A 23,454-nucleotide genomic window follows, 5' to 3' on the forward strand; every position below is an offset into this window, starting at 1 on the left:
GCCCGCATCAGGGATGTCCCGGTGGGGCTGCCCCCACCCCCGTTCGGGCGCGGGCCGCAGTGACCCGGAACCCCGCGGCGCGGGAGGGTCGTTGAAGGCGCCGCGCGCCGCGGCACCGTGCCCTACCCCTTCCTCAAGGGCGCGTTCGCACCTGCCACCGAGGAGGTCACCGCCTTCGACCTGCCGGTGACCGGCCGCGTCCCGGCCGCACTCGACGGCCGCTATCTGCGCAACGGCCCCAATGTGCTGGGCCTGGAGGACCCGCGGACCCACCACTGGATGCTCGGCCAGGGCATGGTGCACGGCGTACGCCTCAGGGACGGCCGCGCCGAGTGGTACCGCAACCGGTGGGTGAGGTCGGCGGGCGTCGCCGCGCAACTGGGGGAGCCCTACCACGGCCCCGTGCCCGACGACGACTTCGCCAACAACACGCACGTGATCCCGTACAAGGGCAAGGTCCTCGCGGTCCAGGAGAGCGGCCCGACGCCGTACGAACTCGACGAGGAGCTGAACACCGTCCGCCCGTACGACTTCGGCGGCACGCTCAGCGGGGCGTTCACCGCGCACACCAAGTACGACGAGCGGGCGGACGAACTGCACGCGATCACGTACTACCCGACCTGGGACCATGTGCGGCACCTGGTGATCGACCACACGGGGAAGGTCGTACGGACCACGAGGATTCCGGTCGCGGACAGCCCGATGATGCACGACTTCGCGCTCACCGAGCGGTATGTGATCATCTTCGACACCCCGGTGACCTTCGACGCGGCGGCGGCCGAGACGGGCGCGATCGTGCCGTACGTCTGGAACGACAAGCACCCGGCGCGGGTCGGGGTGATGCCGCGCCGGGGCGGCCGGGTCCGCTGGTTCGAGGCCGACCCCGGCTCGTACTACTCGCACACGCTCAACGCCTACGACGACGGGCACTCGGTGGTCGTCGACTTCATCACCTTCCCCGCGCCGTTCTTCGCGGCGGGCCGCGGCACCCTCGGCGACGGCCCCTCGGCGCTGGGCACCCCCCGGCTCGACCGGCTGACGATCGACCTGGAGCGCGGCCGGGCCCGCCCGCGGCGGATCGACGACCGCCCGCAGGAGTTCCCCCGCATCCGCGAGAGCCTGGTCTCGCGCCGCCACCGCTACGGCTACGCCGCCACGGCCGCCGCGATGTGGACGGCGTACGAAACGCTGGACGGCGTGCCGCCCGACACCCACTTCGGCAACGCGCTCATCAAGCACGACCTGCTGCGCGGCACCACCCAGACGCACCGCTTCCCGAAGGACGCGGCCGTGAGCGAGCCGGTCTTCGTCCCCGCGCACGAGCACGCCAAGGCCGAGGACGACGGTTACGTCCTGTCCTACGTCCACAACCCCGACCGGGGCGCGGCCGACCTCGTCATCCTGTCCGCCCAGGACTTCACGGCCGCCCCGCTGGCCAGGATCCACCTCCCGGCCACCATTCCGCTCGGCCTGCACGGGAGCTGGGTGCCGACGGTCTGACGGGGGAGGGTGCCGACGGTCTGACGGGGAGACCGGCGACGGTCTGACGGGAGAGGGCGGCGCGCGGTCCGCACCGCCGCTCTCGGCTATGCCCCCACGCTGGCGTGCGCCGTCGTGCTCGGCGCGGTCGTCGGCGTCGGCGGCGGCCTCACCTCGACGCTCACCGGCGCCCTCGTTCAGACCGTCACCGAACCCCGCTACCTCGGCCGCGTCACCGCCGTCACCACCCTGTGCGCCCTCGGGCTCGCCCCCGTCCTCTTCCCCGCGGTCGGCCTCACCGTCGCCGCCTGGGGCTCCGGGGGTCTCTTCGCGGCCTTCGCCGCCGTCTGTCTTCTGGCCGCGGTCGTCGCCCTCGCGTCCACGACGCTGCGCCGCGTCGGCCTCGGGACCCCGCACGGGGTGTGATCCAACTCGCTTGTGGCGTATGCCCCCGGCCCCCGATACTGGCCGTACACGGAGCGGCACGTACAGCAGCACGCGGAGCTGTGCGCGCACGCGCAGAAGAGTACGCATACCGCACGGGCGGGTACGCGCGTGTCCCGCGCCGAGCGGGAACTGCCGCGTCGGCACCCGCGTCTTGTCCTCCAGCGGCCGGACGCACGGGCGCGCCCGCGGTGGGGTGGGGAAGCGCGACGGGCGGTGATCCCGTCCGCGCAGGAGCAGGGGGGAATTCGCCATGACCTGGGACCAGCGGGACGGAGCGGACGCCAGCGGTACGCCGGGCGGCGGCGGGAGACCGGACGGCGCCGACGCGCCGGGCGTTGACGGCACACCAGGCGCGGGCAGTACGCCGAGCGCCGGCGACACGCCGAGCGGCAGCGGCACACCGGGGAGCGGCGGCGCGCCGGAGGGCTTCGGGCCCCCGCCGCCGCCCGCGCCACCGGCCTGGCTGCCGCGGCAGCCCGCCGCGCCGCCCGGCATCCCGTCCGGATATCCGTCCGGCTACGCGCCCGGGTTCCCGGCCGGTCCGCCCGCACCACCGGCGCCGCCGCCCGCCCCGGCGAACGCGCTGCGGGCCGTCGCCGTCGGCCTGCTCAATCTCAGCGGCCTCGGCATCGGTTACGCGCTGACCCGCCGCTGGTTGGCCACGGCGGCCTGCCTGGTCGCGACCGGCGTCCTGCTCTTCGTCGCGCTGCCCGCGACGGCGGACGGCGTGTCCGGCGGCGTCGTCGTCGCCTACGCCGTCTTCCTCGTCCTCGCGGCCGCGCACGGCGCCTATCGCGGCCTGCGCACCCCGCTGTCCTGGCCGCCGCGGACGCCCGTCGCGATCGTGCTCGGCCTCGTGCTGCTCGCCGCGCCCGTCGGCGGCGTCGTCTACTACGACGGCGCGCGCGACGAGGCCACCCAGAAGATGCTGCTCGACCGCCTCGACACCGCCGACCAGCTCGTCCAGGCGGCCAAGAGCAAGCCGTTCGACGAGGCGCGCACCGACTACACCACGGCGCTGGCCGCGTACCGCGACCTCAGCGACCACCACGGCGGCTCCCGCGCCGCCAAGCGCGTACCCGACCGGCTGACCACGTACTACACGGCGGTCGGCACGCCCTACGAGCAGAAGAGGTACTGCGACGCCATCGAGCCGCTGAAGTACCTGCGGACCGTGCCCGAGCACTTCGACAGGAAGGCCCTCGGCACGCTGACCGGATGGCCGGACGACCGCCTCGCGACCTCGCTGTACGCGTGCGGTACGGCCGACCTGGCCGACGCGAGCGGCGCGGAGGCGAAGGACGGGTACCTGAGCGACCTGCTCTCCACGTACCCCAAGTCGCCGCAGGCCGCGAAGGTCGAGCCCGCATTCAAGTCGACCATCGACGCGGCGGCCAGGGACCTGAACGGCGGCGACCCGTGCGCGGCCACCGACAAGGTGCGCGCCCTCGGCGTGCGCGCGGGCAACCTCAAGGGCGGGGACGCGGGCGTGGCCGCGGCCTTCGACAAGGACGCCCGTCGGGCCGACACCTATGTGCGGTCGGGCAGTTACACCTGCGCCGTCCACGAGTACAAGGGCGGCGACTTCAGCAGCGCGCTGGACAAGATCCGCGACTTCGTGAAGAAGTACCCGCGCGACAAGAACACCGCGTACGCCAAGAAGCTCGCCATCGCCGCCGAGGTCGCCGTGACGGTGCCCGCCGCGGGCAAGCGCATGCCGACCAAGGACTCCGGCGGCAGCATCTCCGTGACGGTCAGCAACGACAGCCCCGACCAGGTCGAGGTGCTGTTCACCGGACCGGTGACCGGCAGCTTCACGCTCAAGGGCTGCGGCGCCTGCAAGACGTACTCAAGCCAGGCGTCGGCGCAGACCTCGGCGTGCAACAACAGCGGCAGGAACTACCCGAAGAAGACGCTGAATCTGCCGGTCGGCACCACGTACTTCCTGCACAAGTCAACCAGTTCCGGCGACTCCGCGACGCCCGGCAGCGACACGGTCAAGCTCCGCAGCGGCTACATCTACACGGAGTGCGCCTATGTGGTGCGCGATTCGGCGCTGAGTTTCTGAGGCGCGGGTTTCCGAACCAGTAGGCCGTGGGCGGTTGACGGCCCGCGACCCGCGCGGACACGGCGGGGCCCGGACGACCGGGCCCCGCCGTCGTCACTCCGCGATGCCGCGCGTCAGCAGCACGACGGTCACGAAGGTGCGGTAGAGCCGCACCGGATCCTCGTCGGTCATCCGTACCGTCACCGCGTCCGCGGGATCCCGCTCGACGCCCGTGATCCAGGTCGCCATCTCCGCCAGGTCCGGATTGCGCATCCGCACCGTCAGCGTCGCGGGCAGCGCGATGTCCGGCAGGGCCGCCGACGGCAGCCCCTCGACCGCCCTGCGGGCGGCGTCCCGGATCACCTCGCGCGCCTCCTCCGGGTGCAGGCTGTCGGCCGCGAACCGCGACACCGACGACTTGACGACCGCGCCCACCGCGCCGGGACAGAACGGCTCCAGCTCGGCGGCCGTCGTCGCGTCCCCGGTGACCAGCAGCACCGGCACCCCGTGCCCGAGCGCGACCAGCGCGTTGATCCCGCTCTCGCCCGCGACGACCCCGTTGAGCCGCACCTCGCTGATCGCCGCCGGGTTGTACGTGTGCGACAGCGTGGCCCGCTCGCCCGACATCGAGCCGTGGTACGAGACGAAGAAGACCCCGTCGTACGAGGAGTCCAGGCCCTGCATCATGTACAGCGGCTTGTGGCGGCCGGACAGATAGCGGGCCCGCCCGGCCAGTTCGTCCGGGCGCAGATTGGCCATCGTGGAGTGCGAGTCGTTGACCAGGAACGCGTTCGCGCCGCCCGCTTCCGCGCCCTCGATCGAGGCGTTGACCTCCGCCTGGAGCAGCGTGCGGTAATACGCGTACTCGGGCTGCCCAGGACGGCACTGCGACCAGTCGACGACGCCCGCCGTGCCCTCCATGTCGGAAGAGACGAAGATCTTCACAGCACGGTCCTGGGGCGGAATTCGGGCTCGGTCGACGCGTCGGTCATCAACGCGTAGACGCTGCCCTCCTGTCCGGCCGCGCCGCCGTGCCTGCCGTCGGGGGTCAGGGCCAGCGCGCGCAGCTCGGAGCGGAACTCGTCCGGCAGGGTGGCCGCGTCGGCGAGCGCGTCCCGGCACGCGTCGGACGGGTCGAGCCCCGCCGCCAGCAGGTCGACGATCGTACGGGCGGTGCCGCCGCGCATGCTCAGCTCGCCGCGGCCGGTGCAGGCGGCGCCACCGGAGCGCAGATCGCACCAGTTGCCCGCGCCGGGCAGCGCGGAGTCGCCGACCCTGCCGGGGTACTTGTACGGATAGCCGGAGGTCGAGACCCCGACGCACATCTCGCCCGACGGGTCCAGCGCGATGATGTTGATCGTGCCCCAGGGGCCGTCGTGCGGGGCGAGCCGGCGGATCAGGGCGAGCGCGCTCTCCCGGTAGCGGGCGTCGCCGTCGGTCGCCGCGGTGTTCTCACCCTCCACCGACTCCTGGGAGTCGGCGACCTGCTTGCGCCACTGCTCGCGCGAGGCGTCCGTCAGCAGGTCCGCGGTGTCGAAGCCGCACTCCCGCGCGAACAGCGCGGCGCCCTCGCCAACCAGCAGGCTGTGCTGCGGCAGTCTCTCCAGCACCGCGCGGGCCACCGAGATCGGGTTCGGGTACCCCTTGAGCGCGCCCACCGCGCCGAACTGCCGCCCGGAGCCCAGCATCAGGGAGGCGTCCAGCTCCACCACGCCCTGCGCGTTGGGCAGTCCCGCGGTGCCCACGTAATGGTCCGCCGGATTGTCCTCGCAGCGGCGCATCGCGGCCTCGACCGCGTCCAGCGCCGAGCCGCCGCGCCGCAGCACGTCCATCCCGGTCGGCAGTCCGACCTCGCTGCGCTCACTGCCGATGATCACCGCTTCGGGCATGTTCCTCCTGTCCTGTGCCTGACCGGCCGGAGCCCCCGTCGTGTGGGGGTTCCCGCCGCTTCGCCCGTCCGACCTGCGTATACGCGCCCGCGTCTACGCAGCGCCGGACGTCTGCGCAGTCTGGCACCAGCCGCCCGCGCCGCGGTACCCGGCCTCGCTGGGACCGGTGAAGGGACCTTGGGCGGGCCCGGTCCCGCGCTCCGCCCGCGCTCCGACCGGGACCGCGCCGGGACCGCTCCGCCCGCGCTCCGACCGGGGCCGCTCCGGTCGCTCCGACCAGGACCGCGCCGGGACCCCTCCGGGGCCGCCGTACGCCGTGAAAAACCATGCGGGGCCCGCCGCGCACCGGGGGGAGACTGGGCCGCGTGGACACGATGACGCGCTTCGGCCTGGCGGTGGTGGAGTGGGCCGCGGGCGGTACGGGAGCCGCGGCGGCCGAGGCGGCGGCGCGCGAGCTGGCCGCGGCCACGCACGTGAGGACCGCGGTGCTGGTCGAGGGGACCAGCGACCAGGCGGCGGTCGAGGCGCTCGCGGTCCGGCGCGGCCGGGACCTGGCCGCCGAGGGAACGGTCGTCGTGCCGCTCGGCGGCGCCATGAGCATCGGACGCTTCCTGAGCCTCGTCGGCCCCGAGGGGCTCGACCTGGCGCTGGCGGGCCTGTGCGACGAGGCGGAGGAGGGTTACTTCCTGCGCGCCCTGGACCGCGCGGGCGTCAGCTCGCCCCGCGACCGTCCGCAGATGGAGGCGCTCGGCTTCCACGTCTGCGTCGCGGACCTGGAGGAGGAACTGATCCGGTCCCTGGGCACCGACGCGGTACGGGAGGTCGCGGCCGAACTGGGCGAGGCGCGCTCCTTCCGGATCTTCCAGAAGCAGCCCGCGCAGCGTGAGCGCCCGGTCGACCGCCAGCTCCGGCGCTTCATCGGCACCCACAGCGGACGCAAGTCGCAGTACGCGCACGCGCTGGTCGACGCGCTGGAGCCGCACCAGGTCCCGCGCCCGCTGGACAGGCTGCTCGCGCACATCTGACCGCGCACCGCTCCTGCGGACAGAGCCACGCATACGGTGACGGATTCGTCGCGTCCGCACGCCCTCCGTGCCCGCGCCCCTGGACAACCAATGTTGTCATGATGTCGATCTCCTCCCTAGGATGCGGAGCATGCCGATCCCCGTGACGGCCACCGAACCAGGCGGCCGGGAGCAGTCCGCGGCCGTCCCCGCCCCTCCCGCCGAGGCCGCGGGACCCGGTCGAGCCGCTGAGCCCACCGCTTCCGTCGAGCGGGCCATGACCGGCCTGACCGACGCCGCCGTACGCGACCTCGTCGGTGAGCTGGCCGCGCGATTCGACGAGTTGGCGCCGGGCGACACGTCGTGGGGGCAGCACCCCGAGCCCGCCGCCGCGCCGCTGAACCGGCTGCGCGTGCTGGCCCATCTCATGCGTGCCGTCGACCGGTGCGCGGCGCAGGAGGCCGCAGCCGCGGTCCGGCTCGGCGCGAACTACCCGCGGCTCGGCCAGGCGTGGGGCATCACCCGGCAGGGCGCCCGGCGGCGCTGGCCAGGACTCGTCTTCACCTCGAATCCCCCCTCGAGGCCCCTCATGATCAGGAGCGACCCGATGAACGCCCTCACCCCGCGCCGCACATACAGCGTCCTGCTGGTCGAGGACGACCCCGCGGACGCCCTGCTCATCGAGGACGCGCTGTCCGAGGGCGGCATGACCCGGCAGCTCTCGCACGTCGGCGACGGCATCGAGGCGCTGGAGTACCTGCGCGACCCGGAGCACGAGCGCCCCGACCTGATCGTGCTCGACCTCAACATGCCGCGCATGAACGGCCGCGAATTCCTCGCCGTCCTGCGGGACGACGACGAATTGGGCTCCATTCCGCTGGTCGTGCTGACCACCTCGGCGGCGCCGGACGACATCGCCGACGCCTACCAGAAGCACGCCAACGCGTATGTGACGAAGCCGGTCAATCTGGACGATTTCCTTGAGGCCGTGCAGCGCATCGACGCCTTCTTCCTGGAGACCTCCGCCACGCTGCCCGCGCCCGGCGAATAACCGCTCGGACCCGTCCCGCACCCCCGCATAGGGTGCGGGAATGGCCGACACTTTCTCCCCACCCACCCCGGGGGACATCCGAAGCCCTGTCCGCTTCCTGCTGTGGCTGGTCAGAAACCAGCCCGGCCGGGTCGCGGCCGGGGCGACCCTCGGCACCGTGTGGATGCTCGGCCTGGCCGTACCGCCCTATCTGCTCTCCCGCGCCGTCGACGACGGTCTCCGACCGCGCGACCACACCGCGCTGTTCGGCTGGGCCGCGGCGATGTTCGGCGTCGGGGTGCTCAACGCGTTCATCGGCATCGCCCGGCACCGCACCATGACCAAGGTGCGGATGGACGCCTCCTTCCGCGTCGTACGCGCCACCGTCCGGCGGGCCACCGAACTGGGCGCCACGCTGCCGCACCGGATGAGCGCGGGCGAGGTGGTGGCGATCGGGATGGCCGATGTCATGGTGATCGCCCAGTCGTTGACCGTCACCGGGCCCGGAATCGGCGCGGCCGTCTCGTATCTGGCGGTCGCCGCCGTGCTGCTGTCCATCTCGCCGCTGCTCGCCCTCGTGGTGCTGGCCGGTGTGCCGATGGTCGCCGTCACCGTCGGCCCGCTGCAACGCCGCCTCCAGCGGGTCGGCACCGGCTACCGCGACGAGCAGGGCGAACTGACCGCGCTGCTGGTCGACGTGGCGACCGGGCTGCCCGTGCTCAACGGCCTCGGCGGCAAGGACGTCTACGCGGCCCGCTACCGCCGCCGCTCGCAGGCGCTGCGCGACCAGGGCTACCGGGTCGGCTCCGTCACCAGCTGGGTCGGCGCGCTCGCCGTCGGGCTGCCCGCCCTCTTCCTCGCCCTGGTCACCTGGCTCGCCGCGCGCATGGCGGCCGACGGCTCGCTCGCCATCGGCGAGCTGGTCGCGGTGTACGGCTACGCGGCCATGCTCGTCGTCCCGGTCTTCTTCTTCATCGAGGGCGGCAACGACGTGGCCCGCGCGCTGGTCGCCGCCCGCCGCGTGACCGGCTTCCTCGCCCTGACGCCGGAACAGTCCGACGGCGCGCACCCGGTGGCCGCCCCGCCGTCGCCCGCCGCGCTGCGCGACCCGCTCTCCGGCGTCATCGTCCGCCCCGGCGTCCTCACCGCGCTCGCCTCCGCCCGCCCCGCCGACACCGCCGCCGTCGTGGAACGCCTCGGCCGCTTCGCCGCCTCCGACGCCGAGTGGGGCGCCCTGCGGCTCGACACCGTCGCGCTGCGCGAGACACGCGAGCGCGTCCTGGTCGCCGACAACGATGCCGCGCTCTTCAGCGGCACCGTCCGCGAGGCCGTCTCGGGCCGCGCCGACCCGGACGACGCCACCGTGCGCGCCGCGATCCGCACGGCCGCGGCCACCGACATCGTGGACGCGCTGCCCGCGGGCCTCGACTCCTCCCTCAGCGCGGGCGGCCGCAATCTCTCCGGCGGCCAGCGCCAGCGGCTCCGGCTGGCCCGCGCGGTCTGCGCCGACCCCGAAGTGCTGCTGGCCGTCGAACCCACCTCCGCGGTGGACACCCACACCGAGGCCGCGATGGCCACCGGGCTGCGCGCCGCGCGCACCGGCCGGACGACGGTGGTCACCACCACCTCGCCGCTGGTGCTCGACCGGGCCGACGAGGTCGTCTACCTCGTCGAAGGGCGCGCGGTCGCGGTCGGCCCGCACCACGAACTCCTGCACACCGAGCCCGGCTACCGCGCGCTGGTCTCGCGCGGCGCACAGGAAGAGGCGATCCGATGACCGCGCCGAGCGACCCGCCCGCGGCGGACACCGAACCGTCCCGGCGGGACGGCGTCCCCGTGCCGCGCCCTGCCGCCGGTACCGAAGTCCTGACCGCGCCGGGGGAGCCGCCCGCCGGGCAGGCGCCCGCCGCCCTGTCCGCCGCGCTCCCCGTCGCCGACCAGGAGCGGGTGCGGCGCGCCGCCGTCGGCGAGCTCGCCGCCGACAAGCGCGCGTTCTCCGCGGTCCTCGGCCTCAACGCGCTGGCCGCCGCGGCCGGCCTCGTCAGCCCATGGCTGCTGGGCCGGATCGTGGACACGGTCAGGGGCTCGACCGGCCACGCCGCGGTGTCCACCGTGGACCGGCTGGCGGTGGCCATCGTGGTCGCCACGGTCGTCCAGACGGTGCTGTCGCGCTACGCGCTCAACCTCGCGGCCCAGTTCGGCGAGCGCGCCGCCGCGCGGATCCGCGAGCGCTTCGTGGACCGTACGCTCGCGCTGCCCGCCGCCGTCGTGGAACACGCGCCGACCGGCGACCTCGCGGCGCGCGGCACCACGGACATCGACGTCGTGGCGACGACGCTGCGCAGCGACGTGCCGACCGTGCTGATCGCCACCATGCAGGCGCTGTTCATCATCGTCGCCGTGCTCGCGCTCGACCCGCTGCTCGGCCTGTGCGGGCTGTCCTGCCTGCTGGTGATCGCGGTCGCCACCCGCTGGTACCTGCGCCGCGCGCGGACCGCGTACCTCGCCGAGGGCGCGGCCAACTCCGTACTCGCCGAAGTCCTCGCCGCGACCGCGGGCGGCGCCCGTACCGTCGAGGCCCTCGGCCTCCAGGAGCGGCGGATCGCCACGGCGGAGGCGGCCATCGCCGGCGCCGGACGCGCCCGCCTCGGCACCCTGTGGCTGCGCTCGGTGTACTTCCCGAGCGTCGACATCTCGTACGCGCTGCCCGTCCTCGGCGTGCTGCTCGTCGGCGGCGCGCTGTACGACCACGGCGGTGTCTCGCTCGGCACGGTCGTCGCCTCCGCGGTCTACCTGCGGCAGCTCGTCGGGCCGCTGGACACGATCTTGATGCGGGTCGAGCTGTTGCAGAGCAGCGGCGCCTCGTACGCGCGGGTCGAGGGCCTGGACATGCTGCCGCGTACGCGCACCGACGCCGACGCGGTGCCGGCCGACGACCGGATCGAGGTCAGCGGCGTCCGCTACTCCTACGACCACGTCGGCGACATCCTGCACGGCGTGGACCTCGACGTGCGGCCGGGGGAGCGGCTGGCCGTCGTCGGTCCCTCGGGCGCGGGGAAGTCGACGCTCGGCCGGCTGCTGGCCGGGATCGACCGGCCGCGGGCGGGCTCGGTCACCGTGGGCGGTGTGCCGGTCGCCGACCTGCCGCCGGACCGGCTGCGCCGCCAGATCGTGCTGGTCACCCAGGACCACCACGTCTTCCGCGACACGCTGCGCGACAATCTGCTGATCGCCCGGCCCGCCGCCACCGACCAGGAGCTGCGCGCCGCGCTGGACGCGGTCGACACCGGCTGGGCCGACGACCTGCCCGACGGCCTCGACACCCGCCTGGGCGGCGACGGCCGCCACCTGGACGGCGCCAGGGCGCAGCAGCTCTCGCTGGCGCGGGTGATCCTCGCCGACCCGCACACGGTGATCCTGGACGAGGCCACCGCCCTGCTGGACCCGGCCACCGCCCGCAGCACGGAACGCGCGCTGGCGACCGTGCTGGAGGGCCGCACCGTCATCGCCATCGCCCACCGGCTCCAGACCGCCCACGACGCGGACCGCGTCGCCGTCATGGAGGCCGGGGTCGTCACCGAGCTGGGCACCCACGACGAGCTGGTCACGGCCGGCGGCGGCTACGCGGCGCTGTGGCACTCCTGGCACGGCGAGTAGCCCGCCGTCACCGGCGGGCCGCTCGGGGGCGGTGTCACCAGCGCACCGGCAGCCGCTCGGGACCCCGGATGAGCAGGCCGCCGCGCCATTCGAGCCCGGCCGGGTCCGCGTCGAGCGCCAGGCCGGGGAAGCGGTCCAGCAGGCCGCGCAGCGCGATCCTGGCCTCCAAGCGGGCCAGCGGCGCGCCCAGGCAGTAGTGGATGCCGTGCCCGAAGGCGATGTGGCCCCGGGCGTCGCGGCGGATGTCGAAGCGGTCGGGGTCGGGGAAGCGCGCGGGGTCGCGGTCGGCGTCGGCGAGCGCGACCAGCACCAAGCGCCCGTCACCGGGGATCACCGTGTCGCCCACCTCGACCGGAGCGGTCGAGAAGCGGTAGGTGGGCGTCTCCACCGGGCCGTCGTAGCGCAGGATCTCCTCGACCGCGCCCTCCATCAGACCCTCCGGGTCGGCGCGCAGCGCGGCGAGCTGCTCGGGGTGGGTGAGCAGGGCCAGGACCCCGTTGGAGATCAGGTTGACCGTGGTCTCGTGGCCCGCGACCAGCAGCACCCAGGCCATGCCCAGCAGCTCCTCGGCGTTGAGCCGGTCGCCGTCCTCGTCCGCGGTGTGGATCAGGGCGCTCATCAGATCGTCGCCCGGCCGCTCGCGCTTGTCGGCGACCAGGCGGACGAGGAAGTCGTTCATCGCGTCCGCCGCGTCCGCCCTGGCCCGCGCCGACGAGGTGGACAGCGCGATGTTCGACCAGGTCCTGAACTGCTCGCGGTCCATGAAGGGCACGCCGAGCAGATCGCAGATGACCGAGATCGGCAGCGGGAAGGCCAGCGACTCCACCAGGTCGCCGCGGCGCGAGGGCTCCTTCGCCATCGCGTCCAGCATGCCGTCCGCGAGCGCCTGGACCCGCGGCGCCATCGCGTCCACCCGGCGGGGGGTGAACTCCCGCGCCACCAGTTTGCGCAGCCTGCTGTGCACCGGCGGATCGGTACTCAGCATGGACAGGCCGGACGCCACCGTCCGCACGCCCAGTTCCGGCGCCGCGTTGGACCACACCTTCGACAGCCGGGCGTCGTTGAGGAGCGCGCGGCCCGCCTCGTACCCGACGACCAGCCACGCCTCGTGGCCCTCGGGGATCACCACCCGGTGGACCGGCCCCCGCGCGCGCAGCTCCGCGTAGACCGGATACGGGTCGCGTCTGAACTCCTCGCCGAGCGCGCCGAGATCGACGACGGCGTCCGTGGTCATACGTGTCCTCCCCGGGGGACAGCGGCCGGGAGTCCGGCCGGAGGCTGGGCAGCGTGCCGAGGGGACGTTACGGCGTCACGGGCCGTCGCACCGCGTGTTCGGGGCTTCCCGCCGGGAGATCGGCGCGATCCCGCCCCTGGCCCCGGCGCGCGCCTCATCCGTATCCCGCGTATTCTCCCGCCCCACCGCTGTCCAGGATCACCGGATACGTCTGTGACGTAGGCTTTTGTCATGGGCTCGGGCTGCGGGACAGCGCCGTGCCGAACCGAAAGTGGGCCGGAATGGACGTCGTGTACGCAGGGGGGCCGCGCGTGTCCGGCCGCCTGCTCGCTCGCGTCGCGCGTGTCGTGCCCTCCGCCGTGCTGGTCGGAGCGGGCTCCGCCATCGTCGGCACCGCCCCCGACGGTCACTTCGGGCTGGCCCTGGCGGTCGTGCCCTTTCTGGCCGCCGCGGTGCACTCGGTCACCGTCACCGCCGTCCTCGGCGCCCTCACCGTCGCGATGTACGCCTCGCTGCGGCACTGGCTGACCGAGGGCACCGACCTGTGGCTGGTCAAGCTGGCGTTCCTCGCCGCCTCCGCCGTGGTCGCCGTCCTGATCAGCCAGGCCAGGGTCAGGGCGCAGCAGCTCACCCGCAGCCGCGACATCGCCCTGGGGCTCCAGCAGGGTCTGCTGCCGCACAAGGTGCCGCGCAACAGCGCCGTGGACGCCAGCTACCGCTACGTGCCCGCCGACACCGCGGCGGGCGTCGGCGGCGACTGGTTCGACGTGATCCCGCTGTCCGGCACCCGGGTCGCGCTCGTCATGGGGGACGTGGTGGGCCACGGCATCCACGCGGCGGCGATGATGGGGCGGCTGCGTACCGCCGTGCACACCCTCGCCGACCTCGACCTCGCGCCCGACGAACTGCTCTCCCGCATGGACGACCTGGCGGTACGCCTCGCCGACGACGACGCGGACCGCGAGCTGGGCGCCACCTGCCTGTACATGGTCTACGACCCCATCTCGCGGCAGTGCACGGTGGCCAGCGCGGGCCACACCCCGCCCGCGTTCGTCCACCCGGACGGCCGGGTGGAATTCCAGCGGCTCGCGGAGAATCCGCCGCTCGGCGTCGGCGGCACGCCCTTCGAGAGCAGCACCCTCACCCTCGACGAGGGCACGGTCGTGGCGCTCTACACCGACGGCCTGCTCGACCTGCGCCACCAGGGCACCGACGCGGCCGTCGCCGCCCTCGCGCGGGCCCTGCTGCCCGCCACCGACAGCCTCGACGCGCTGTGCGACCGCGTCTGGTCGGGGCTGCCCGCGGAACACGACGACGACGTGGCGCTGCTGCTGGCCCGCACCAGGACCCTGGACGTCGCGAACGTCGCGAGCTGGGAGTACCCCGCGCTCCCGGAGAGCGTCCCGGCCGCCCGCGCCGCTGTCATGGCCCGGCTGGAGGAGTGGGGCCTGTCCGACCACGCCTTCGCCACCGAACTGGTGGTCAGCGAACTGCTCACCAACGCCGTCACCCACGCCCGCGGCCCGGTCTCGCTCCGGCTGATCAGGGACGCGGGGCTCATCTGCGAGGTCTCCGACGGCAGCGACACCTCGCCGCACATGCGGCACGCCCAACTCCTGGACGAGGGCGGGCGCGGCCTCTACCTCATCGGGCAGCTCGCCGACCGCTGGGGGACGCGCTACAGCGAGGACGGCAAGACGATCTGGGTCGAGCAGCACGTCCCGGCCCTGAGCGGGGCCTGAACGGGCAGCGCCCCCCGTCGGCGGGAGCCGACGGGGGGCGCTGCGATCTCACGAACCGGTGCGGTCTACCAGCTCGTCAGACCGGCACCGTAGGGGTAGAGCGGATTCCCGTACGTCGTCGGCACCGTCTGACCGGCGTCGATCTTCGCCCGGATGTCGGCCCGCTCGGCCGCGGTGGCGCCGAGGTCGTAGGGCAGGTCCCACGCCTCGTTGGCGTCCGCCTGATTGTCGCCGCCACCGGGCTTGAGCACCTGGTCGAGGCTTCTGGGCAGCTGCCAGGGCAGCTTGCCGCGCGGGGTGTAGTCGCCGAAGAGCAGGCTGGCCGTCGCCGGTCCGACCTCCTCACCGCCGCGGTAGGTCACCACGATGGCGTCGGCCAGGTTGTTCCAGTCGCTCATGACGATGGGTCGGGGCAGGGTCAGCACGACCACCACCGGAATTCCCTGGTTCTTGAAATTCTGGATGAGGGCGAGCTGGTCCGCCGGGAGATACGGCTGGGTGTCGGGCCACGAGGTGGCGTGGGTGTACGACGGTTCGCCGACCGCCACGACCGCGAGCTTCGGGGCCGGTCCGGTGTCCTGGTAGACGTTGACCCCGGCCGTCGCCGCTCTCGCCTTGATCGCGTCGAGCACGGTCAGCGAGCCGTAGTCCGGGTGGAAGTAGCTGGACCAGATGCAGCACGCGGCGCCGTCGGTCGCCCGCGGACCCGCGACCACGATGTTGTCACCGGAGTTGAGCCTGATCGGCAGCACACCGTTGTTCTTCAGTAGCGTGTTGGACTCCCGCGACGCCTGGTTGGCCAGCGCCGTGTAGCTCGGCTGGTGGAAGCGGTACGGGCCGTTGACCGGGTCGCCGTACGGGTGGTCGAAGATGCCCAGCTCGAACTTGAGCTTCAGGATGCGCGTGACCGCGTCGTTGATCCGGGCCAGCGGCACGCTGTTCTCGAAGCTCGCCATGGTGAAGTCGGCAGCGCCCGGGTCGGCGCCGCCCATCACGTCGGAGCCCGCGTTGGCCGCGTTGATCCAGGCCGTCGACGGCAGCCAGTCCGTGGTGATCAGACCGGTGTAGCCGAGATTCTGCCGCAGGTAGGTGAGGATCTTCGCGCTGTCGCCCGCGCCGGGACCGCCCGGGTCGAGATACGAACTGCCCGCGTAGCCGGGCATGATGTTGACCGCGCCCGCCTCCATCGCGGCCTTGAACGGGATCATGTGGTACTTGATCGTGACCCCGTCGTAGACGATGCCGGCCTCGCCGCCCGCGCCCTCACCGGGCCAGTGCTTGACGGTGGCGAGCACCGAGCCGGGGTTCAGCTCCGGGCCGCCCTGCAAACCGGCCACCAGCGCCCGCAGTTGGGCCGCCGCCACATCGGCGTTCTCGCCGCCGCCCTCCTGGATCCGCGGGTACAGCACCTTCGTGCCGACCTCGGCCAGCGGGGACAGCGTGCCGCGCGCGCCGACCTCCAGCTCCTCCTTGCGCTGCATGTCGCCGAGCTTGTAGTCGAGCGGATAGTCCTTGCCCGCCGCCAGGGTGCTCTGCAACGGATACGTGGTCTGGTAACCGGCGGTGGTGTCACCGGCCGAGACCGGCGGGATGCCCAGCCGGGTGGCCGCCGTGGACTTCAGGACGTTGTCCAGGTCGGCGGGTTGCGCCGGTCCGAAGTGCCAGCCGGACATCGGGTACGACTGGACGTTGTAGAACATCTGGAACGCCTTCTCCTCCAGCGTCATCCGCCCGAGGAGATCACCGACCCGCGTGTCGACCGGCAGCCGCCAGTCCTCGTACGGCTCGATGGAGCCGTCCTTGTTGAGGTCCCGCGCGCCGTTGATGATGCTGATGCCGTCGGCCGCCTGCTTGACGTCGGGCAGATAGACGCTGAACGTGCGGATGTTGGACGTGGTCTTCGCGCCCGAACCGCTGACCGAGACGACGAACCACTTGTACGTCCAGCGGTCGGTGATGTCCCAACTCGGCGTGTAGGTGGTGCCGGTGGGCTCGGCGACCTTGGTGTAGAGGTCGAGCAGATTGCCCGACGCGGTGAAGTCGTAGTCGGTGCGGCTGATGTTGAGCCACACCTCGTAGTGCGCGGCGCCGCCGACGGCCGCCCAGCTCAGCGCGGGACGCCGGGTGTTGGTGACCATGGCCTTGTCGGCCGGTGCGGACAGCGCGAACTGGTTGAGCGTGGCCGGGGCCTTGGTGGGCGCCGAGAGCAGCGGCGGGGTCGCGGTGGAGTTGTCCACCGTGCCGTAGACCTGGAACTCCCAGAGCGAGTAGCCGTATCCGGTGGCGCGGGCCGTGCCGGTCAGCCGGACGTAGCGGCCCTGGCCGGTGACGGGCAGCCGCTCGATGCCGCCGGGGCCGTTGGTCGTGGTGTAGATCGGCGTCCACGCCGTGCCGTTGTCCGAGACGTCGATGTGGTAGCCCTTGCCGTACGCCGACTCCCAGTTGAGCACGATGCCGCTGATCTTGCCGATGTTGCCGAGGTCGACCTGGATCCACTCGTTGTCCGTGGAGAGGCTGGACCAGCGGGTGGTGGTACGGCCGTCGAGAGCGGCGGCCGGGGCGTTGCCGCCCTCGTACGACGAGGCCGACACCTGCTTGTAGGCGGAGATCACCGTGCCGGAGAAGTCACCGCCGCCGCCGTTGGTGGGCGGGGTGGTGGTGCCCCCGGTGCCGCCGCCGGTCCCGCCGCTCCCGGTGGTGTACACCTGGAACTCCCAGAGGGAGTAGCCGTATCCGGTGGCGCGCGCGGTGCCGTTCATCCGGACGTAGCGCCCGGTGCCGCTGACCGTGAGGTTCTGGGTGCCGCCGGTGCCGGTGGTGGTGGAGTAGACGTCGGCCCAGGTGGTGCCGTTGTCCGAGACCTGGATCTTGAAGGCGGTCGCGTAGGCCGCCTCCCAGGTGAGACCGACCTTGCAGACCGCCTGCGAGGAGCCGAGGTCGACCTGGAGCCACTGCGGGTCACCGGCCGCGCTGGACCAGCGGGTGCCCGCGTTGCCGTCGACGGCCGCGGAGGCGGGGGTGCCCGCGTTCTCCGTGGAGGACGCCGTGGCCGGGTGGTTGAGCGCGGCGTTGGTGGTGCCGCAGGTGCCGCCCGCGGCTCCGGTCGAGCCGTAGACCTGGAACTCCCAGAGGGAGTAGCCGTATCCGGTGGCGCGCGCGGTGCCGTACATCCGGACATAGCGCCCGGAAGCGTTTACGGAAAGGGTCTGCTTTCCGCCGGGTCCCGTCGTGGTCGAGTAGGCGTCGGTCCAGGTCGTGCCGGTGTCGGAGACCTGGATCTTGAAGGCGGTGGCGTACGCGGTCTCCCAGTTGAGGCTGACCGAGCTGATGGTCGCCGACGCGCCGAGGTCGACCTGGAGCCACTGCGGGTCACCGGCCGCGCTGGACCAGCGGGTGCCGACGTCGCCGTCGACGGCGGCCGAGGCGGGGGTGCCCGCGTTCTCGGTCGAGGAGGCGGTGGCGGTCTTGCCCTGGGACAGCAGGGTGTCGGCCGCGTGCGCGGTACCGGTCGTGGTGCCGATGGCACCGCCGGTCGCCAGGGCCGCCGCGAGGGCGACGGCCACCAGCGGTCTGCGCCGTCTGACGGACCTCAGAAATGTGGACAGGAGGCTCATGTGCATCTCCACGTGGGGGTGTGATGACTCTGATCACCGTGGAGGCCGTCGCCGGACGGGCGACGGGCGGCAGGCGGCGGCATCCACGGTGGCGGCTGCGAATTGCTCCGGACTCGTCGCACAATGGCCGGAGATGACGGCGGAGAGCGCTCTCCGTGGGAGTCTCTTGCAACGCCTGAACAGTGTCAATCCCCGTGACAGCGCCGGAGCCAACGCCCGTATGGATAACGGTTTTTGGGGTCGGAGTCGGCCTGTTTTCCGGATCGCGGCGGGTCCGGTTCAGCGGGCGGCGGGGTGGTTCGCGAGCTGTCCGAGGATCAACTCGGCCAGCAGGTCGGGACGTTGCTCCGGCAGCCAGTGCGTGCCGCCGACGAGCGGGTGGAAGGCGTAAGGTCCCGCCGCCCAGCGCTCGGTCAGCCACGCCGACCGCGCGCTGATCACGGCGTCCGCCGTACCCCACACGAACAGCGTGGGAACCGACACCGGCGCGGCCCGCAGCCCGCGGGCCGCCTCGCGGGGGAGCGCCCGGTACCAGCCGAGCGCGCCGGTCAGCGCGGCCCGGTCGGTCACGAACCGCCGCGCGTACCCGAGGGCCGTCGCCTCCTCCAGGCCGAGCCGGCGCAGCCAGCGCGCTCCGGTGTGCCCGCGGTCGTGGGTGATCACCGCCTCGGGCAGCCAGGGGAGTTGGAAGAAGAGCAGATACCAGGAGAGCAGGGCCTGACGGCTGGTCAGCAGCGACCGGCCCAGGGCGGCCGGGTGCGGCATCGACACGGCGGTCAGTGACGCGACCCGGTCCGGCGCCCGCTCGGCGAGCGCCCAGGCCACACTGCCTCCCCAGTCGTGCCCGACGACATGCGCGCGCTCCAGGCCCGCCGCGTCCAGCAGGCCGAGGACGTCCTCGACCAGCAGCGGCAGCCGGTAGTCACGCGCCCGGCGCGGGCGGGCGCCGGGGGCGTACCCGCGCTGGAGCGGGGCGAGCGTCCGTACACCCGCCGCGCCCAGCGCCCGCGCGACCCGCGTCCAGCACGCCGGGCCTGCGGGGAAGCCGTGCAGCAGCACCACCGGCTCGCCGTCGCGCGGCCCCGCGTCGCCGACCGGGAACTCCCAGCCGCCGGAGCGGAACGACCTCATCGGCGCCGCCCGCCGACGGACCGGTCGGCGGCCCCGACGAGGGGCAGGCGGACCGCGGTGCTCCCGGCGGGCGCAGGGGCGGTGTCCGCCGCCGCGTGCAGCCGGGGTCCGGCCTTGGCGAGGAAGGAGGTCATCGGCGTCACCGAGTGGTCCTCGATCAGGTCGCCGAGCACGGCGTCGGCCCGCGCGAGCCGGTCGGCGTACACCGGGTCGCGCAGCAGCGGGCCGAACACGTCGAGCCACTGGCCGAGGCCGAGCAGGTCGATGCCCGGCGGACGCCACAGCGTGGGCATCGTCAGCCGCGCGGTCCCGCGCGCGCCCGGCTCCTCCAGCAGGATCAGCGCGCACTTGCGGTAGAACTTCATGTGGTGCGACTCCTGGCGCGCGATCGCCTTCAGCAGATCGTCGAGCGCCGGATCTCCCACCAATTCGCCGATCCGCCGGTAGGTCGTCAGCGCGATGTACTCCTGCATCGCGCCCAGAACGCAGTACATCGCCTGGATGTGCGGCATGAGCAGACCGGCCGCGTACAGCGTCGGCCAGGTCACCAGTGCGCGGATGTGACGGGTGTTGCGACGCACCGCCGACGGTTTCCTCGGAGTGCCGAGCGCCGAAGCGGCGGCGCGCAGCGCGTAACCGTGCTCGGCCTCCTCCGCCAGCCACAGGATGTTGAACTGCGCGAGCGCGTTCGCCCGGTCGCCCCGGATCGCGTGCACCTTTCTGCGCATCAGCGCGGAATCGGTCTCGACGGCCGCGAGCGCGTACAGCATCGAGGCGAAGGTGTCGTTCCCGGTACGGCGGACGGCCGCGACTCGCGAGCGCCATTGCACCGGTCCCCAGGTGAGCGCGTAGGCGTCGAAGACTTCCTGGAGCTGGTTTTCCTGGTCTTTGCGCATGAATCCCCCAGACGGATGTGGAGCGGGCTGTTCGGTGCGACCGAGTCCGTGCGAAGTGACGTCGGGCCGGTGCCAAGTGACGGCGGGCCGAGGAGAAGTGACGGCTGGTCAGTACCAGACGAGGAAGAGGGAGTAGACGCCACCGGCGGTGGCGAGGAGATTGGCGGCGGCCAGCACGATGTCGCGCGGCCGGTTGAAGGGAAAGGACCGGATGTCGCGGACGCGGGCCAGGCGCCCGCTCAGGGCCTCGGACTCGGTGAAGTAGCGGCCCGCCGCCAGCAGAGCGGCGCGGTCGGCCTCCAGCCGCCGCAGCGCGATCCGCAGCCGGGCCTCCTCCCGCCGCTTGAATCCCCGGACCCAGCGCCGGGTGAGCAGCAGCGGCAGCCCGGTGTAGACGGGCAGCGCGAGCAGCCACTGGCCGACCACCGGGATCAGCACCACGACGCTGCACGGGAACGGCAGCGAGATGCCCACCGCGATCAGGGCGAAGCCGTGCAGGGCCATCGAGGTGTAGGTCGGCACCAGGACGGCGCGGGCGCGGCCCCAGCCGAAACTGCCGTCGGCGTTGGCCGGGTCGACGCCGTAGTGCAGGTCGCCGCGGAGCCGCCACAGGCACAGCAGTACGCGGCTGCCCGCGCAGTTCATGACCGCGATCCAGTAGACGCCCGCGGTGCCCACCGTGAGGTAGACGATGGCGCCGACCGGCGAGGTCTGCCAGCTCGCCCACCAGTTGGCGTACGCGGCCCTGCCCCAGGCGTGCGCCTGTCCGGCGGGCGCCAGCGCGTAGTAGATGCCCAGGCGTTTCTCGCTGAGCGAGATGACGAAGACGCAGACGAACGAACCGACGATCATGATCGGCGCCAGATTCCTTATTCGGCGAAATCGCAGATTGGTCCGGTCGATCTCGGCGTGGATCCGCGCCCGCGCGGCGGCGTTCGCCGGGACGGTGAGCGATCCGTCGCGTTCCATTCCCGGCAGCAGGTTCTCAAAGGCGGACCACTGCCGCTGGACGAGGGCCGGGGTGATCAGCAGGATGACGATCGCGCTCAGCGAGAGCAGGTCGCGCAGGAGCGGAAACCGATTTCCCGCCGACGCGTGCCGTCGGCAGTCCGGCCGGTCGAACCTGAGGAATTGGGCCAGGTCGGAACAGAGCTGCCCGCCCAGGTGCGGCATGGTCACCGCGCCGTACAGACCGGAGAACTCGAAGAGCAGGACGATGGTCACGACGGGAATTCCGCAGAGCCAGAGCCACCGGCGAGGGCTCGCGTTGATCCGTGACAGCAGAATGGGTTCCGCGGTGAAGATGTCGAATGTCTTTCCGGCAAGAGCCAGGCTGGTAGCCATGGGCGTCCCTGTCTCGGGTGGTGCGTGGCGCTTGTTGCGTGTTCCTGTGCGAAATTCCGTGCCGAATTGTCGGGTGAGGCGCTGTGCGCACAGCGTGTTCCGGGCGTGCGCCCCCTTTGTGCGCCCCGGCGATCCGGCTCGCCCTCCCGCGACTGGCCGGATTATGGCGACAGTACGGTCGGCCGGGTCTAATGTGACTGCGCGTTGCGCGGGCCGGGGGGCACTGCAATAAATACGCGACGCGTAGGGATCACCGGGGTGGCGATGGCGAACAGCACGCGTGGGCGGCCGTACGGATCGGTCGGACGGCGGCGGTCGGCCGTCCCCGCGCGTGCCCCGCTGCCGACGACCCAGGACCGCGCCGCGTGGCTGCTGCGGGTCAACCGGCTCTACGGCCGCGAACCGCGCTGGGCGAAGGGCGACTCCTTCGCCCGCTCCTTCCACGGCGGCTCCTGGCCCGCGCAGGTGAGCGTCAGCTCCATCTCCCGCTGGGAGACCGGCGTGACGAGGGTCGGCCATTCCGCGGTCCGCCGCTACGAGCAGTTACTCGGCCTGCCGCCGGGCCAGTTGACCGCCACCATCGACATCCTCCACCGGTACGCGGCCCCGTCCGCCGGAGCCGTACCGCTGCTGGCCCGCGCGCCGGGCGATCTCGGCGCGGCGGAACGGCGGGTCGACACCCTCCTGGACCGCGCCCTGGACGACGCGCCGGTCACCGGCGCCGATTGGGACGAGTTGACCGTGCTGCTCGTCCTCCACCCCCAACTGCGGCTGCGCTCACGGGACTGGACGGCCCTGGCCGAACGCCTGCTCACCGAGTCGCTGGTCTCCGACGGCCTGGCCTGGCAGCAGCGGCACGAGGCGCTGAACCGGGTGCTCGGCCACCCCTCGGGTCAGGTGGCGGCGGTCTCGGCGTGCATCGCCTGGGCGGCGGACGCCCACAACCAGGTCTTCCTCGAACCGGTCTGCCTCCTGGACTCCAGCGCGCACCCGGACGCGGCCTCTGGCGTGCTCGCCCAACTGGCCAGGCCCACCAACGACAGCGCCTTCCTCGGCGCGCTGCTGGCCTGCGTCCGCAAGGTCCGGCTCCAGCACTTCGACCGGCCGCAGTCGGCCGTGCTCGCCCGGCTGGTCAAGCAGGTGGCGTACGACGCCGACGGGCGCCAGGCGGAGGAACGCGCGCTCGCCGCGGTCGTGTCGCGCATGCTGGACGGCGCGCCGCCGTCGCTCCCGGCCCGCACCCGTACCGGTGCCGGGGAGCGGTACGGCTCCGACATCGCCGCCCGCGTCACCGCCTCCGCCCTGTCGGCCGTCTCCCGCGAGATCCCGCGCTTCACGGACCCGCTGCTGCCCCTGCTGGTCCGCGAGATGCTGCTGCACCCGGTCTTCGACATGCGCCTGTACGCGGCCATGATGGTCGCGGCCACCCCCTACCGGGCGCCGGTGGCCGCCGCGATGTCGCACGAGCTGTCCCGGCTGGCCGTCGCCCGCGATGTCACGCTCGCCGGGCGGCTGCTCGAGGCCCTGCGGATCGTCGGGGGCACGGCGGAACGGCCGCTGGTCCAGCGGCTGGCGCTCGCTCCCACCCTGCCGGAGGCGGTGGTCAGGGCCGCCACGTCGGCGCTCGCGCACATGGGCGGGGTCAGCCCGCGGTCCTTCTGGGAGAACGCGCTGGCGCTGACCCCCGCCGCCGGCGGCGCCTCCCGCCCGGCCGGTGGGCGCGCGGCCTCCGCCGCCGTCTACGGGCTCGGCATCAGCGGCGAGACCGATCTCCTGCGGCGGGTCTCCGGCGACCTGCGCATTCCCTCCAAGACCCGTGCCGCGGCGTCCTGGTGGCTGCGGCTGCCGTCGCGGGTCAGGGCCGGCGGCGCCGCGAAGCGGGCGTGACCGCCGCCGCGACGGACGGCCGCCGCCGGGAACGGGGTTCCCGGAGGCGGCCG

General features: G+C 73.1%; 16 protein-coding genes and 1 pseudogene. 9 read left to right on the forward strand and 8 right to left on the reverse strand.

Annotation, left to right across the window (positions count from 1 at the left end; translation table 11 throughout):
• Positions 1-117: 117 nt before the first annotated feature.
• From ABZX65_RS20580 to ABZX65_RS20590, 3 genes are all read left to right on the forward strand, one after another.
• A complete protein-coding gene (locus tag ABZX65_RS20580; RefSeq protein ID WP_355341663.1) occupies positions 118-1,500 on the forward strand; it encodes a carotenoid oxygenase family protein in 1,383 nt (460 codons plus the stop codon).
• Positions 1,501-1,614: 114 nt separating this feature from the next.
• Positions 1,615-1,905, forward strand: a complete 291-nt coding sequence (locus tag ABZX65_RS20585; RefSeq protein ID WP_355341666.1) for a hypothetical protein — start codon at positions 1,615-1,617, stop codon at positions 1,903-1,905.
• A gap of 271 nt (positions 1,906-2,176) precedes the next feature.
• Positions 2,177-3,994: a hypothetical protein gene (locus ABZX65_RS20590; protein WP_355341669.1), complete on the forward strand. Its 1,818-nt coding sequence runs from the start codon at positions 2,177-2,179 to the stop codon at positions 3,992-3,994.
• Positions 3,995-4,087: 93 nt separating this feature from the next.
• Here ABZX65_RS20590 and ABZX65_RS20595 read toward each other — a convergent pair whose 3' ends face one another.
• The gene (locus tag ABZX65_RS20595; RefSeq protein WP_355341672.1) at positions 4,088-4,918 is read right to left on the reverse strand and encodes a M55 family metallopeptidase; all 831 of its coding nucleotides are present in this window, start codon (positions 4,916-4,918) and stop codon (positions 4,088-4,090) included.
• Positions 4,915-5,862, reverse strand: a complete 948-nt coding sequence (locus ABZX65_RS20600) for a N(4)-(beta-N-acetylglucosaminyl)-L-asparaginase (RefSeq protein ID WP_355341674.1) — start codon at positions 5,860-5,862, stop codon at positions 4,915-4,917. The genes ABZX65_RS20595 and ABZX65_RS20600 overlap by 4 nt, the downstream gene beginning before the upstream one ends.
• Positions 5,863-6,227: 365 nt before the next feature.
• On the opposite strand from ABZX65_RS20600, the gene ABZX65_RS20605 reads away from it, so the two are divergent.
• The 4 genes from ABZX65_RS20605 to ABZX65_RS20620 all read left to right on the forward strand — a co-directional run bounded on the left by ABZX65_RS20605 (position 6,228) and on the right by ABZX65_RS20620 (position 11,553).
• Positions 6,228-6,887, forward strand: a complete 660-nt coding sequence (locus ABZX65_RS20605; protein WP_355341677.1) for a TOPRIM nucleotidyl transferase/hydrolase domain-containing protein — start codon at positions 6,228-6,230, stop codon at positions 6,885-6,887.
• A gap of 130 nt (positions 6,888-7,017) precedes the next feature.
• Positions 7,018-7,917, forward strand: coding sequence for a response regulator (locus ABZX65_RS20610; protein ID WP_355341680.1), 900 nt, complete (start codon positions 7,018-7,020; stop codon positions 7,915-7,917).
• Positions 7,918-7,957: 40 nt separating this feature from the next.
• The gene (locus tag ABZX65_RS20615) at positions 7,958-9,673 is read left to right on the forward strand and encodes an ABC transporter ATP-binding protein (protein ID WP_355341683.1); all 1,716 of its coding nucleotides are present in this window, start codon (positions 7,958-7,960) and stop codon (positions 9,671-9,673) included.
• Entirely contained in the window at positions 9,670-11,553 is a 1,884-nt protein-coding gene (locus tag ABZX65_RS20620; RefSeq protein WP_355341686.1) for an ABC transporter ATP-binding protein, read from the forward strand. Before ABZX65_RS20615 ends, ABZX65_RS20620 begins: the two co-directional genes overlap by 4 nt.
• A 34-nt stretch (positions 11,554-11,587) precedes the next feature.
• On the opposite strand, the gene ABZX65_RS20625 is transcribed toward ABZX65_RS20620, so the two are convergent.
• Positions 11,588-12,787: a cytochrome P450 gene (locus ABZX65_RS20625; RefSeq protein WP_355341689.1), complete on the reverse strand. Its 1,200-nt coding sequence runs from the start codon at positions 12,785-12,787 to the stop codon at positions 11,588-11,590.
• Between the two features lie 281 nt (positions 12,788-13,068).
• Here ABZX65_RS20625 and ABZX65_RS20630 point away from each other — a divergent pair, with 281 nt between their 5' ends.
• Positions 13,069-14,529 (forward strand): ATP-binding SpoIIE family protein phosphatase, encoded by a 1,461-nt coding sequence (locus ABZX65_RS20630; protein WP_355341691.1) that lies wholly within the window; start codon positions 13,069-13,071, stop codon positions 14,527-14,529.
• Between the two features lie 65 nt (positions 14,530-14,594).
• On the opposite strand, the gene ABZX65_RS20635 is transcribed toward ABZX65_RS20630, so the two are convergent.
• The 5 genes and pseudogenes from ABZX65_RS20635 to ABZX65_RS20655 form a co-directional block, all read right to left on the reverse strand.
• On the reverse strand, positions 14,595-16,667 hold the full coding sequence (locus ABZX65_RS20635) for a glycoside hydrolase family 3 C-terminal domain-containing protein (RefSeq protein WP_355341787.1): 2,073 nt from the start codon (positions 16,665-16,667) through the stop codon (positions 14,595-14,597).
• Positions 16,668-16,766: 99 nt separating this feature from the next.
• Positions 16,767-18,143: pseudogene (locus ABZX65_RS20640) on the reverse strand (discoidin domain-containing protein); the annotation flags it as partial.
• Between the two features lie 279 nt (positions 18,144-18,422).
• A complete protein-coding gene (locus ABZX65_RS20645; protein WP_355341694.1) occupies positions 18,423-19,274 on the reverse strand; it encodes an alpha/beta fold hydrolase in 852 nt (283 codons plus the stop codon).
• Positions 19,271-20,170 (reverse strand): acyl-ACP desaturase, encoded by a 900-nt coding sequence (locus ABZX65_RS20650; protein ID WP_355341698.1) that lies wholly within the window; start codon positions 20,168-20,170, stop codon positions 19,271-19,273. Before ABZX65_RS20650 ends, ABZX65_RS20645 begins: the two co-directional genes overlap by 4 nt.
• Positions 20,171-20,278: 108 nt before the next feature.
• Positions 20,279-21,514: a hypothetical protein gene (locus ABZX65_RS20655; protein ID WP_355341702.1), complete on the reverse strand. Its 1,236-nt coding sequence runs from the start codon at positions 21,512-21,514 to the stop codon at positions 20,279-20,281.
• Between the two features lie 264 nt (positions 21,515-21,778).
• On the opposite strand from ABZX65_RS20655, the gene ABZX65_RS20660 reads away from it, so the two are divergent.
• Positions 21,779-23,401: an XRE family transcriptional regulator gene (locus tag ABZX65_RS20660; RefSeq protein WP_355341705.1), complete on the forward strand. Its 1,623-nt coding sequence runs from the start codon at positions 21,779-21,781 to the stop codon at positions 23,399-23,401.
• The last annotated feature ends 53 nt before the right edge of the window (positions 23,402-23,454 follow it).

The organism is Streptomyces sp. NPDC003300, from assembly GCF_040610915.1.
Lineage (GTDB): Bacteria > Actinomycetota > Actinomycetes > Streptomycetales > Streptomycetaceae > Actinacidiphila.